General features: G+C 59.3%; 12 protein-coding genes and 1 rRNA gene. 4 read left to right on the top strand and 9 right to left on the bottom strand.

Features of this window, described 5'->3' with window-relative positions:
- Window positions 1-6: 6 nt before the first annotated feature.
- The 6 genes from CSQ91_RS19390 to CSQ91_RS19365 all read right to left on the bottom strand — a co-directional run bounded on the left by CSQ91_RS19390 (window position 7) and on the right by CSQ91_RS19365 (window position 6,096).
- Entirely contained in the window at window positions 7-1,323 is a 1,317-nt protein-coding gene (locus CSQ91_RS19390; RefSeq protein ID WP_099389334.1) for a sulfate adenylyltransferase subunit 1, read from the bottom strand.
- On the bottom strand, window positions 1,323-2,234 hold the full coding sequence (cysD, locus tag CSQ91_RS19385; RefSeq protein ID WP_099389333.1) for a sulfate adenylyltransferase subunit CysD: 912 nt from the start codon (window positions 2,232-2,234) through the stop codon (window positions 1,323-1,325). The genes CSQ91_RS19390 and cysD overlap by 1 nt, the downstream gene beginning before the upstream one ends.
- A 39-nt stretch (window positions 2,235-2,273) precedes the next feature.
- Window positions 2,274-2,990 carry a phosphoadenylyl-sulfate reductase gene (locus tag CSQ91_RS19380; protein ID WP_070282804.1) on the bottom strand — a complete coding sequence of 239 codons (717 nt, stop codon included), beginning with the start codon at window positions 2,988-2,990 and terminating at the stop codon, window positions 2,274-2,276.
- 9 nt (window positions 2,991-2,999) lie between these two features.
- On the bottom strand, window positions 3,000-3,560 hold the full coding sequence (locus CSQ91_RS19375; protein ID WP_034782220.1) for a DUF934 domain-containing protein: 561 nt from the start codon (window positions 3,558-3,560) through the stop codon (window positions 3,000-3,002).
- The gene (locus tag CSQ91_RS19370; protein WP_099389332.1) at window positions 3,553-5,241 is read right to left on the bottom strand and encodes a nitrite/sulfite reductase; all 1,689 of its coding nucleotides are present in this window, start codon (window positions 5,239-5,241) and stop codon (window positions 3,553-3,555) included. The genes CSQ91_RS19375 and CSQ91_RS19370 overlap by 8 nt, the downstream gene beginning before the upstream one ends.
- A gap of 81 nt (window positions 5,242-5,322) precedes the next feature.
- Complete coding sequence (locus CSQ91_RS19365) at window positions 5,323-6,096, bottom strand: sulfite exporter TauE/SafE family protein (protein WP_034782225.1); 774 nt, start codon at window positions 6,094-6,096, stop codon at window positions 5,323-5,325.
- A gap of 160 nt (window positions 6,097-6,256) precedes the next feature.
- Between CSQ91_RS19365 and CSQ91_RS19360 the strand changes: the two genes are divergently transcribed.
- The 3 genes from CSQ91_RS19360 to CSQ91_RS19350 all read left to right on the top strand — a co-directional run bounded on the left by CSQ91_RS19360 (window position 6,257) and on the right by CSQ91_RS19350 (window position 9,043).
- Window positions 6,257-7,198, top strand: a complete 942-nt coding sequence (locus tag CSQ91_RS19360; protein WP_034751505.1) for a CysB family HTH-type transcriptional regulator — start codon at window positions 6,257-6,259, stop codon at window positions 7,196-7,198.
- Between the two features lie 61 nt (window positions 7,199-7,259).
- Window positions 7,260-7,910, top strand: coding sequence for a class I SAM-dependent methyltransferase (locus CSQ91_RS19355; protein ID WP_034782226.1), 651 nt, complete (start codon window positions 7,260-7,262; stop codon window positions 7,908-7,910).
- A 185-nt stretch (window positions 7,911-8,095) separates the two neighbouring features.
- On the top strand, window positions 8,096-9,043 hold the full coding sequence (locus CSQ91_RS19350) for a porin (RefSeq protein WP_052140115.1): 948 nt from the start codon (window positions 8,096-8,098) through the stop codon (window positions 9,041-9,043).
- Window positions 9,044-9,089: 46 nt separating this feature from the next.
- Here the strand turns inward: CSQ91_RS19350 and CSQ91_RS19345 are convergent, their stop codons facing one another.
- The 3 genes from CSQ91_RS19345 to CSQ91_RS19335 form a co-directional block, all read right to left on the bottom strand.
- Complete coding sequence (locus tag CSQ91_RS19345; RefSeq protein ID WP_099389331.1) at window positions 9,090-10,283, bottom strand: PAS domain-containing sensor histidine kinase; 1,194 nt, start codon at window positions 10,281-10,283, stop codon at window positions 9,090-9,092.
- Window positions 10,284-10,439: 156 nt separating this feature from the next.
- Window positions 10,440-11,198, bottom strand: a complete 759-nt coding sequence (locus tag CSQ91_RS19340; RefSeq protein ID WP_034782231.1) for a LytR/AlgR family response regulator transcription factor — start codon at window positions 11,196-11,198, stop codon at window positions 10,440-10,442.
- A 68-nt stretch (window positions 11,199-11,266) separates the two neighbouring features.
- Window positions 11,267-12,547: a sensor histidine kinase gene (locus CSQ91_RS19335; RefSeq protein WP_099389330.1), complete on the bottom strand. Its 1,281-nt coding sequence runs from the start codon at window positions 12,545-12,547 to the stop codon at window positions 11,267-11,269.
- Between the two features lie 577 nt (window positions 12,548-13,124).
- On the opposite strand from CSQ91_RS19335, the gene CSQ91_RS19330 reads away from it, so the two are divergent.
- Window positions 13,125-13,233: ribosomal RNA gene (locus CSQ91_RS19330) — 16S ribosomal RNA — on the top strand; the annotation flags it as partial.

The following is a 13,233-nucleotide window of genomic DNA, read 5'->3' as shown; positions in this document are numbered from 1 at the left end:
GTGGAGTTAGAGTCGAACCATGCCGGCCGCGACCGTCTGGTGGGTGACTTCATCGATCAGGATGAAGGCACCGGTGGCGCGGATATCGGCATACGCGTCGGCCGCCAGCGCCTGTTGCACATTCAGGCTGATGCGGGCGATATCGTTGAGCTTCAAGCTTTCGGCCGGATGGCGCTGCTGCGTATTGATGTCGAGGATCGATTCGATCGCCGTCACCTTGGCTGCCGTCTGCTTTGTGCCGTGCTTGATCCAGTACTTGCGGCGCAGATCCAGCGCGTCTTCCGACAGCCAGCACACGTCGGCCACCACCTGTTTCAGCAGGGTGGCAGGACGCTCGCTGCTTGCCAGCAAGTCGCCGCGCGAGATATCGAGGTATTCATTGAGCAGCAGGGTCACGGACTGGCCTACCACGGCCGTTGGCAGCGAACCGTCCAGGGTGACGATATCCTTGACGGTTGCCGTCTGGCCCGATGGCTGCACCACCAGGGTGTCGCCGATGCTGACCTTGCCCGCTTCGATGCGGCCCATGTAGCCGCGGAAGTCGTTCGCTTCGTGGCCATTGTGGCGCGCCACCAGCTGCACCGGGAAGCGGAATGGCGTGTCGTGCGATTCATCGTAGACGGACAGCGATTCGAGCAGCTCGATCAGGGTCGGGCCCGTGTACCAGCCCAGCTTGTCGCCACGTTCGACGACGTTGTCGCCAGTGAGTGCCGACAGGGGAATCGGCGTGATGTCCTTCAAACCCAGCGACTGGGCAAATTCGCGGTAGGCGGCCACGATGCGCTTGTACACCGTTTCATCGTAGTCGACGAGGTCCATCTTGTTGACGGCCACGACCACGTGCTCGATCTGCAGCAAGTGCGCGATGGTCGAATGACGCTTGGTCTGGATCAACAATTCCACGCTGCCATCGTCGCCCAGTTTTACCTTCGACACGTCGATCAGGATGATGACGGCATCGGCGGTGGAAGCGCCCGTGACCATGTTGCGCGTGTATTGTTCGTGGCCCGGGGTGTCGGCGATGATGAATTTGCGTTTCGGCGTAGCAAAGTAACGGTAGGCCACGTCGATGGTGATGCCTTGCTCGCGTTCCGCTTCCAGGCCGTCCGTCAGCAGGGACAGGTCGACCGTGTCGCCCACCGTGCGCTTGTGCTTGGAGCGCGACATGGCGTCGAGCTGGTCGGCGAAGATGCCCTTGCTGTCGAACAGCAAACGGCCGATCAGGGTGCTCTTGCCGTCATCGACGGAACCGGCCGTGATGAAGCGCAACATGCCGCGCTCCAGGCTGTCGGTGAGGTTGGTGTTCTGGATTGCTGCGTTCATTAGAAATACCCTGCTTTCTTGCGTTTTTCCATCGAGGCTTCGGAAGTCTGGTCATCCATGCGGGTGGCCCCCCGTTCCGTGATTTGCGTGATTGCCGTTTCGGCGATGATGGCGTCGACCGTCGCCGCATCGGAGGAGACAGGGCAGGTGCACGAGATATCGCCCACCGTGCGGAAGCGCACGACTTGCGTTTCCACCGTTTCGCCTTCGCGTGGCGGCGTCAGATCCGTCAGCGGCACCAGTAAGCCGTTGCGCGGGATCACCTGGCGTTCGTGCGCGAAGTAGATCGGCGGCAGTTCCAGTTGCTCGCGGGCGATGTATTGCCACACGTCCAGCTCCGTCCAGTTCGAGATGGGAAACACGCGCATGTTTTCACCGGGATGCACGCGGGTGTTATACAGGTCCCACAGTTCCGGACGCTGGGCTTTCGGGTCCCAGGCGCCGAATTCGTCGCGGAACGAGAAGATGCGTTCCTTGGCGCGGGCCTTTTCTTCATCGCGGCGGGCGCCGCCGATGCAGGCGTCAAAGCCGTGTTCGGCAATGGTTTCCAGCAAGGTCACGGCTTGCGCCGCATTGCGCGAATCCGTGGCCGGGTTGCGCAGACGCACGGTGCCGCGCTTGATCGAGTCTTCCACGGAGCCGACGATCAGGCGTTCGCCCAGTTCCGCCACCTTTTTATCACGGAAAGTAATGACTTCCGGGAAGTTGTGGCCCGTGTCGATATGCACGAGGGGAAATGGGAACTTGCCCGGGCGGAAGGCTTTTTCAGCCAAACGCAAGAGGACGACGGAATCCTTGCCACCGGAAAACAGCAGCGCAGGACTGGCCGATTCGGCCGCCACTTCACGCATGATGTGGATGGCTTCCGATTCAAGGCTGTCGAGGTGACGCTGGTTCAAAATATTGCTCATATGGGTGCTTTCTTATTCTGCTGAGTCTGTTGTGTCTGTTCAGGCTGCCACGGATTTGATGCGTATCAATTTGCCATCCACCATGTGCAGGCCGCATTCCTTGGAGTCCGGGTTTTCCCACCACCAGCGTCCGGCGCGCACATCTTCGCCCGGCTGGACGGCCCGCGTACAGGGTTCGCAGCCGATCGACGGGTAGCCCTGGTCGTGCAGCGCGTTGTAGGGCACGTCATTGGCGCGGATGTATGCCCACACGTCTTCTTCCGACCAGTCGGCCAGCGGATTGAATTTCGTCATCGCGTGCGCCGCGTCGTCTTCCTGCACGTGCAATTCGGCGCGCGTGGTGGACTGCGCACGGCGTTGTCCCGTCACCCAGGCCTTGTTTCCGGCCAGCGCGCGCCCCAGCGGTTCGACCTTGCGGATGCGGCAGCATTCGCGGCGCATCTCGACGCTGTTATAAAAGGCGTTCAGGCCGTTCTGTTCCACGTAGGCAGCCACCGCTTCCGGCTGCGGGCGGTACAAGGTGATGTCGTGGTCGTAACGGGTCTTGACCTTGTCGAGCACGGCCAGGGTTTCCTGGTGCAGCCGGCCCGTTTCCAGGGAAAAGATGCCGATGGGCAGCTTCGCCTTGAGAATCATGTCGGTCAGCACCATGTCTTCGGCTGCCAGGCTGGACGCGAACACGGCCGGCGAAAAATCCGCGGCGATGCGTGTCAGCGTTTGCTCGGTGGCGTCAATCAAAGAAGTCAAATTGCTCATGATGGGCCCTCAGATGCCGGCCGCGTTGTCGAGGTCAGGATTCTGGCCTTCGCGCTGGTGGCGGCGGAACAGCGGTGATTTTTGATCCCACGAGGCCTGGTAGGTTTCCGAAAAGACCGACAAACCTTTCAGGGCGTCGTGGATGCTGCGGTCGGGCCGGGTGGCATAAGCGTCAAAGCCTACCCTGTGCATGGAAAACAGCTGATCGCGCAGCACGTCGCCGATGGCGCGCAACTCACCCTGGAAACCCAGACGGGCGCGCAGGTTGAAGGCGATCGAATAGCCGCGGCCATCCGTGAATTTCGGGAAGTCCACGCCGATCACGGGCAGTTGCGCCACGTCGGCCGCCAGTTCTTCCGGGCGCTCGTCGCTGGCCAGCCATACGCCGATATCGGGCAGGCGGGCGGCCAGGGTCTCGCGCTGGGCTTGCCATACGAGCAGGGGCACGATGACCTTGCCTGCAGGCACGACGACCGTTTCCGGCGTGTCGTTTTCATCGAGGCGCAGCAAGCCCCAGGTATTTGGCACCACGGCGGCGTTCTTGATGATTTCTTCGCGTACCTCAAACATATTCGTCCTCTCCCACCAGGTTGCCGACCGTGATCGGCGTTGCATATACGTGTTCCTTGAACGGCGCCACGCCCAGGCGCTGGGCCGTATCGACGAAGCGCTCGCCTTCGTGTCGGTCGCGCACATAGACGTGCAGCAGGCGGCCGATGACTTCAGGCATCTGCAGGGAAGAGAACGATGGTCCGATGATCTTGCCGATGGCCGCGTTGTTGCCCTGCGCGCCGCCAATCGACACTTGATACCATTCGCTGCCATCCTTGTCGACGCCGAGGATGCCGATGCTGCCCACGTGATGATGGCCGCAGGCATTGATGCAGCCGGAAATATTCAGTTCGATCTCGCCGATGTCGTGCTGGAAGTCGATGCTGTCGAAGCGTTCGGCAATGGCGGCCGCGATCGGCAGCGACTTGGCGTTGGCCAGCGAGCAGAAGTCGCCGCCGGGGCAGCAGATCATGTCCGTCAGCAAGCCGATGTTCGGCGTGGCCAAGCCATGCGCCTTGGCTTCCTGCCACAGTTTGAACAGTTTCGACTGCTCCACGTCGGCCAGCACCAGGTTTTGCTCGTGGGTCACGCGCAGTTCGCCAAAGCTGTAGCGGTCGGCCAGATCCGCCACGAAGTCGATCTGCTCGGCCGTCGCATCGCCTGGCGGCACCCCCGTTTTCTTCAGCGACAGTACCACGGCCACGTAGCCGAGACGCTGGTGCGGCTTGACGTTGCGCGCCAGCCAGTTCACATACGCCTTGTTGTCCGCGTGCTCCGCCTTGTAGTCGAGTTCCGGCAGGGCAAGGTAGGCGGGTGGATTGAAGAAGTCCGCCACGCGCTGCATTTCCTCGGCCGTCAAGGTTTCCGGACCATCTTTCAAGTCGACCCACTCTGCTTCCACCTGGCGCGTGAATTCTTCCACGCCGATGGCTTTCAACAGGATCTTGATGCGCGCCTTGTATTTGTTGTCGCGGCGGCCGTGCAGGTTGTACACGCGCATGATGGCCTGGATATACGTCAGCAAGTGCTGCCACGGCAAGAATTCGCGCACGACGCTGCCCAGGATCGGCGTGCGGCCCATGCCGCCGCCGGCCATCACCTTGAAGCCCACTTCGCCAGCTTCGTTGCGCACGGCCGTCAAGCCGATATCGTGCACGGCGATGGCGGCACGGTCTTCTTCGGCGCCATTGATGGCGACCTTGAATTTACGCGGCAGGGCGATGAACTCGGGGTGGAAGGTACTCCATTGGCGCAACACTTCCGCGTACGGGCGCGGATCGATGATTTCATCGGCGGCGACGCCGGCGAACGGGTCCGATGTTGTATTACGGATACAGTTGCCGGAAGTCTGGATCGCGTGCATTTCCACCGATGCCAGGTCCGTCAGGATATCGGGGGTTTGCTCCAGCTCGATCCAGTTGAACTGGATATTCTGGCGCGTCGTGAAGTGGCCATAGCCGCGGTCATACTTGCGCGCGATGTGCGCGAACATGCGCATCTGCTTCGACGACAGCAAGCCGTACGGCACGGCGATGCGCAGCATGTAGGCGTGGCGTTGCATGTACAGGCCGTTTTGCAGGCGGAGCGGAATGAACTCCTCTTCCGTCAGCTCATTGGCGATACGGCGCGCAACCTGGTCTCGGTACTGGGCGATGCGTTCTTTGATGATGAGGTGGTCGTACTGATCGTAGTGGTACATATCAATTCCTAAAAAAGCCGGGGTGCTGGAAGATTGCCTGGGATTATGTTCTTGATACTGCTCTTGTCACTTGTTCGGTAATTAATAGATTAGCTTCACTGCCACGCCGGTCAAGGTCATCGCCAGCAGCACTCGTAAAAACTTTTCCGGCACGGAGCGGGCGACCCAGGAACCGAGCGTGATGCCGGGCAGGGAGCCGACCAGCAAGGAGGCCAGCAATTCCCAGTGGATGGAGCCGAGCCACCAGTGGCCCAGGGCGGCGATGGCCGTCAGGGGCACGGCGTAGGCGATATCGGTGCCCGCCACTTCGGCTGAGCTCATGCGTGGATACAGCATCACCAGCAGGGTCGCGCCGATGGCGCCGGCGCCGATCGACGACACCGTGACCAGCACGCCCAGCACGGCGCCGGAAATAATGGTCGCAGCGGCAAGCTTGTTACCTTGCAATTGTTTCTCGGGGTGTGCATTGATCCAGGCCAGCATGCGGCCCTTGAAAATCAGCGCCACGACGGTCAGCAGCACGGAGCCGGCGATCGAGTAACGGATGATCTGGCCGATTTCCGGCGACAGGGTGCCGAACGATTTCAGCGCCAGGGTCGCGATGACGGCGGCGGGCAGGGCGCCGATGCACAGGCGCTTGACGATATCCCAGCGGATGGTGCCGCGCAGGCGGTGCGTCAGGGTGCCGGCGCTCTTGGTGATCGAGGCGAACGCCAGGTCGGTGCCCACCGCCACGGAAGGCGGCACGCCAAACAGCAAGGTTAACAGCGGCGTCATCAGCGAACCGCCGCCCACGCCGGTCATTCCTACGAGTAATCCTACGGCAAATCCTGAGACTATATAAGACAAAGTCATGCTTGCACCCCCAAAGTACCCGCAATAGTAATAAACTTAGTGTTTATTCCAAACTACTAAGTACGCATTTGCTTATATGCGATATGCGTATATGCATGAACGTAAAATCATGGGTGGGGCGGAAACTCGGCAAATCACGGCAATCTAGGGCAAACCAGCAATGAATCTCCATCAATTGCGCTTCGTGCGCGAAGCGGTCCGGCAGAATTACAACCTGACGGACGCCGCCAAGGCCTTGTTTACGTCGCAACCGGGCGTATCGAAAGCCATCATCGAGCTGGAGGAAGAGCTGGGCGTGGATATTTTTACGCGCCACGGCAAGCGCATCCGCGGCTTGACGGAGCCGGGCCGCCTGGTGCTGGAGTCCGTCGAGCTGATCATGCAGGAAATCGACAGCATGAAGCGCATCGGCAAGGAATTCGCGGCGCAGGACAGCGGCAGCTTTACCATTGCCACCACGCATACGCAGGCGCGCTACACCTTGCCGAAGGTGGTGCAAGCCTTCATGTTGAAGTTTCCGAAGGTAAGATTGTCTTTGCTGCAAGGTAACCCGCGTCAGATCGCCGAAATGGTGCAGCGCGACCAGGCCGACCTGGCCATCGCCACGGAATCGATCGCCGCTATCGATGGCTTGATCACCTTGCCCTGCTATCAGTGGGAGCACGTGGTGGTGGTGCCGGTCGACCATCCGCTGCTCAAATCGAAGTCCGTGACCCTGGAAGAAATCGCCGCCTTCCCCCTGATTACCTATGACAGCGCGTTTGCCGGACGCAACAAGATCGACCACGCTTTCGTGCTGCGCGGCCTGAAGCCTGACATCTTGCTCGAAGCCATCGATGCGGACGTGATCAAGACTTATGTCGAGTTGGGCATGGGGATTGGTATCATAGCGGGTATGGCCTTCGATGCCGAGCGCGACAAAGGCTTGCGCGCCATCCCTGTCGGCCACCTGTTCGGCATGAATGTGTCGCGCGTGGCTGTCAAGCAAGGCGCGTATTTGCGCAGCTATATTTATACCTTTATCGAGTTGCTGACGCCGACCCTGAACCGCAAGCTCATCGAGCAAGCGATGAGCGGTGATAAAGAGCACTACGAACTATAACAATGCATGAAGTCGGCCGGGCGAGGTGCCTGGCCAAGATTATTTAAGAAGAGAAGAAATAATGATTACCGATCAGCTTGCCAAATATTACGCCACCATCGCGCAGCAGTACGAGCGCGTCTATGACAAGCCCGAACGCCAGGAAGACCTGGAAGTGTTGCGCGACAAGGTCGCCGACGTGCTGGAAGGCCACACCGTGCTGGAACTGGCTTGCGGTACCGGCTATTGGACGGAGGTGGTCGCCGAGTCGGCCGAGTCCGTCCTGGCCACCGATATCAACGATGAAATGCTGGCGCTGGCCCAGGCGCGCGGTTTGCCCGACAACGTCACCTTCGCCAAGCTCGATGCGTTCAACTTGCCGGACGACTTGCTGGGCAAGTTCACGGCCGTGTTTGCCGGTTTCTGGTGGTCGCACGTCAAGCGTGAAGACCAGGACAAATACCTGAAGCAATTGCGCAGCAAGCTGGGCAAGGACATCCTGCTGGTACTGATCGACAATTCCTATGTCGATGGCAGCAGCACCGTTATCGCGCGCACCGACCTGGAAGGCAATACCCACCAGTTCCGCACGACGGATGGGGGCGAGCGCTATGAAGTGCTGAAGAATTTCCCGTCGGATAGCCACCTGCGCAAGAAGTTTGCCCATTCGGCCCGCGAAATCCGCATGAAGCGCCTGGAATACTACTGGCTGCTGAGCTGCCGCCTGAAGTAAGGCCGGACTGCCGCCACAAGCCGCCCTCGGGCGGTTTTTTTTCGCCTGTTGTTTTTATCTGACAAGACATTGTGCCAAAAAACAACATCTTGTCGATGTCATATTGTTGAAGTATTTGGTGGGCATGATTCGGTTCAGCAGCTAAGCAGCAACATTCTTGTCCAACCTAATGTAGAGAATCTCAAGTGAAAAAAATTACTCTGGCAGCATTGATCATCGGCACCTTCGCAGCAGCTACGGCACAAGCACAATCGAACGTCACCGTGTACGGCCTGGTTGACCTCGGTATTGCCAAGACCACTGGCCAGCCGACGGTACAACGCGAAAACAATGCGTCGCGCCTCGGTTTCAAGGGTACGGAAGATCTGGGTGGCGGTCTGTCCGCAATTTTCAACCTGGAAAGTGAATTCCTGGCCGATACCGGCGCGCAAAAAGGCGTGTTGTTCGACCGTCAAGCTTACGTGGGCTTGAAAGGCGCGTTTGGTACCGCCATCCTGGGCCGCACCAAGAACCTGGTCGATGGCACCATCGCCCGCGTCGATCCATTCAACACCTACGGCGTGGTCGGCAAGAACAATGAAACCCTGCTGCGTTCGGGCGTCGGCACATCGCGCGTCAACAACGCCGTGACCTACAACAGCCCAAGCTTTGAAGGTTTCGTGGGCAGCCTGCAATACGTGCTGAGCGAAGTCAACAGCGCTGACGCAGGCGTGATCGGCCTGGCAACCTACGACAATGGCCCGATCAGCTTGCACGCCGGCTACGAAAAAGCCGTGCAAGCAACGGCAACGGCCGCCAAGCCTGACCTGTGGTCCATCGGTGGCGGCTATAAATTCGGCCCAGCCAAGATCACGGCCGCCTACTCGAAAGGCGACACCAAAGTTGCCACGACCGGCGAATTCAAGTCCTACCTGATCGGCCTGAACTACACGGTTGGCGGCGGCGATGCCAAAGTGTCGTACGGCAAGCAAGAGCAAAGCAACAACAAGTTCAAGGATCAGGACACCATCAAGGAATTCGGCGTCGGCTACGACTACCACCTGTCGAAGCGCACCGACGTGTACGCTTACGCTGGCCGTGAGCGCGTCAAATCGCTGACTTCGTACCAGATCGGCCTGGCACACAAATTCTAAGCATCGTTCGATGTGAGGAAGTGAAAGGCGCCTGCGGGCGCCTTTTTTATTGCATCGCCGCTGCTGCTGCCGCCTCCGCATGCATGGGCAGCGAGATGTCGATGCGCGTGCCGCCCAATTCGCTATCGGCGCCGATATGGATGCTGCCGTTCAAGCCCCACACCCGTTCGCGCATGCCCAGCAAGCCCAGGGCCGTGGCTTTTTCCAGGTCGTGTTCGGCAATGCCGCGGCCATCATCCTGGATGGTGATGGCCAGCGAGGAGTCGATGCGGTGCAGAGCGATGGTGATATGGCTGGCCTCGGCATGGCGCGCGATATTTGTCAGCGCTTCCTGCACGATGCGATAGATGGCCGTGCTGCGCGCATCGTCGAGCACGAGGTCGGCTTCGTCGGCCAGCAAGTCGAAATGGATGGCGCGGCGCAGCAGGAAGTCGTGCCGCAGTTTTTGTAGCGCAAAATATAAGCCCCCTTCATCGAGCGCGCGCGGACGCAGGTTGCTGGCGATGCGCCGCAGCGAGGTGATGGCCGTCACCAGCAAGCCGTCCATGCTGTGCAGCAGTGCTTGCAAGGATGCGGTGGTATCCGTGTGCTGGCGCACCAGGGTCAGGTCGACGCGCAAGGTGGCCAGCAGCTGCCCCAGGTCATCATGCAGTTCGCGTGCGATATGCTTGCGCTCCTCTTCGCGGATGGATTGCAGCGCGCTCGACAATTCGCGCAGTTGCGAAAAGGAGCGGGCCAGCTGTTCATGCATTTGCTGGCGCGCACTGATATCGCGCACGATGATGGTAAACACGCTATGGCCGTCTTCCTGCATGGCCGAGAGCGAACCTTCGAGGGGAAACATGGCGCCATCGCTGCGCCGGCCTGTCAAGGTGTAATCGGTGGCACGCCGGCCCGTCAGGCGCAGCTCCTGGCTGATGTCGCCAAACGGCGGATCGCCATCGTGCTTGCCCAGGCCGTCAAGGGTACGCAAGTCGCGCAGGATGTAGTGGCCCAGGCGCATGCCGCGCATGCCGTCCGGTGTGTCATCGAACAACCTGGCTGCCGCCGCGTTCGCATGCAGGATGATTTGCCCGCTGTCGATACTGATGATGGCGTCGCTGGCGCTATCGATGATGGCCTGGCCACGCGCCTGCCGTTGCCGGAGGGCTTTCAGGGGAGGAAACAAGCACAGCAAAAGCGCTGCCGCCATGCCCAGCGGCAGGATGCGCAGCAGTGTGGAACTGCCTCGGTCAGGCATGGGGTTCTCCTTGCGAACGTGAACGAAGGCAAGACAGGAATGGCAGACAGGACTTTAGCCTATGCCTGTTGGCACGGCGCGGCTTGATGTGGCGCAGGACGGGGAAAGAAGGGAGTGATGCGCCGCGCCGGCCTGGGCCGGGCGGCGGCGAGAGACTTACATTTGCTTGAACAGGTGCAGGAAGCTGCGGCTCACTTCGAGCTTGTCGGACTTGCCTTTGATGAGCACCAGGTGGCGGCCGCGGATGTCGCGCGTCACGCCTTCGATGGCATTCACATTGACCAGTGTGGCGCGGTGGATTTGCCAGAACAGCGAAGGATCGAGCTCTTCGGCCAGGTCGCGCACGGGCTTGCGGATCAGCGCCTCATACTTGGCTGTCTGCACGCAGGTGTATTTCTCGTCAGAACGGAAGAACAGAATCTCTTCCACGGGGATCATGCGCAAGTCCTGGCCGATGCTGGCCTGTATCCATTGCAGATACGTGGGCTTGGCCGTGATTTTTTCCGCCAGTTGCGACAGCATGGCCGTGACGCTGCTGTTGACGTCCAGGGCCGGCTTGTTCAAATGGGTTTTCAGGCGCTCCACCGTGACCAGCAAGCGCTCATGCTCGGGCGGCTTGAGCACGTAGTCGACGGCGCCCCGCTCGAAGGCTTCGACGGCGTGGGTATCATAGGCCGTGACGAAGACGATATGCGTCTTGCCGCCAATCACTTGCGCTGCTTCCATGCCTGTCTTGCCCGGCATGCGGATATCGAGGAAAGCAAAGTCCGGCTTGAGTTGCTCCACCAGTTCGATCGCTTCGTCGCCATTCTTGGCTTCGCCGATGATTTCCAGTTCAGGCCAGGCTTGGCCCAGGCGCAGGCGCAGCTGGTCGCGCATCAGTCTTTCGTCGTCGGCAATAATAGCGGTAGGCATAGGTCTCAAGTGTGAACGGGCGAAGATTGATTATTCAATGATTTAGCGTTTTTATCAACTACTCTGTCTTATTTGGACAATTGATATGGCACTTCGATCACGGCGCATACGCCGGACGGTTGATTTGGCGTAATGGTCAGGCTGCCCTGGTCGCCATGCAGCAGCTTCAGGCGCTCGCGGATGGTGGGCAAACCGAGTCCCGTGCCATCGCTGGGTACTACGCCAAAGCCGAGGCCGTCATCGGTCACCGTGACGCGCAGCTTGCTGTGCGCCACTTCGGCCACGATGCGCAGGGTGCCGCCTTCCGGTTTGACTTCCAGGCCGTGTTTGATGGCATTCTCTACCATCGATTGCAGCATCATGGGCGGGAAGGCGGCGCTGCGCAGGCCGTCGGGAATCTGGAAATCGACGGTTAGGCGTTCTTCCATGCGCATTTTCAGCAGGTTCAAGTACGCTTGCACCATATCCGCTTCACGGCCCAGGTTGGTAATCAGGGCGTTGTCGCGCATTTGCGGCAGCACGGCGCGCAGATACTGGATCAGGCTGCGCTGCATCTTGGCCGCGCGCGGCGGATCGACCTGGATCAGGTGTTCGACGGAGGCCAGTGTGTTGAACAGGAAATGCGGCTCGACTTGCGCCTGCATCATCTGCATCTTCGCTTCGCTGAGCTGGCGCTGCATGGATTCGCGCTCGGCTGCTTCGTTTGCCGTGACAGTTTCCGCTTCCGCACGTTTCTTGCCGCCAACCAGGGCTTTCATGGCAAACAGGGCCAATACCAGCAAGGACACAAAGCTCTTGAACCAGGTCGATGCCTGCTGGTGATAGCGCGACACTTTTTGTTCTGCCGCATCATCGACCGCTTCTTCAATAGCATTCGACAACTCTTCGCCGATTTGCGGCGGCAATTCAATATGGACTTCTTCGCCCGAGGCATTCGTCGTTACTGGATAGCTGGGTTTGGCAGGGGCCGCCGGTGGTTCAGGCGGTTCGGGCGGCACGGCACCGGTTTGTGCGTCTGCCTCGGCCGCATCGGCTGGATCGGCCGAGCTGCTACGGCGGTTCTTGCTGTTGCGGGGATTGAAGTGAATGCCCGTATCGTCGATCAGGATATTGGTTTCACCCGAGCCCTTGCTGCTGCGTTTATGCGACTTGATGACCACTTCTTCGTCCGGGCTGGACGAGAACAGCTCATCTTGCAAAATGGAGCCGGCGATCAGTGCCAGTGCAGCGAACAGGAAGAATTTCCACCAGGACAGTTGGGTAACCCAGGTCGTCGTCGCGTCGAATGCCCGTTGCAACCAAGCGAGGATGGTTTTCAACAATTGGGGCAGGCTGGAAATCGGAAGCATGAGGGCACTTTCAAGTACAAGAGTTAATCGACGCAGCGGGCAAGTTTAACCCCTTGTTGAGTAGCGTCAGAGTCTGATGTTGCCACTGTGCCTAAAGACCACGAACTACGCCAGCCGATTGCGACAGGCTGCACAAAAAGGCGCTTGAAGTGAAGACTATGCTTGCTGGGCGGTGAGGGTGGAAAAATAGCGCTTGCGGGGTGCGCAGGGCAGGGCTATAATTCGCCCCCTCGCTGAACGACGCATGCAAATGCAGCGTAAAGTGAGAAAAAAGAAGGAGTTGACGGACGTAGCAAAATGCTTCATACTCTTCCTTCTTCGCAGCTGACAAACACAACGCTTTGTCGATAGCGCGAAAGCAGTAACCGAATACAGTTCTTTAACAATTAACAGTCGATAAGTGTGGGCATTTGATGTAAGTGCAGCGTCAATCTTCGGATTGGCGTCTAACTTAAAATATCAAATGTTCACAAGAAATAATGAAATAGGCGCTACGAAAGTAGTGGCCTGTCAGTTTTTTGAGTGAGCGACCCATCAGCAATGATGGTGCCTGTAAAAGGGCAAAGTAACAGAGATTAAACTGAAGAGTTTGATCCTGGCTCAGATTGAACGCTGGCGGCATGCCTTACACATGCAAGTCGAACGGCAGCACGGAGCTTGCTCTGGTGGCGAGTGGCGAACGGGTG

The sequence above is a fragment of the Janthinobacterium sp. BJB301 genome, from assembly GCF_002735685.1.
Lineage (GTDB): Bacteria > Pseudomonadota > Gammaproteobacteria > Burkholderiales > Burkholderiaceae_D > Janthinobacterium > Janthinobacterium lividum.
Note: the sequence above shows the minus strand (reverse complement) of the source record. Positions and strands in the feature narration are given on the sequence as shown.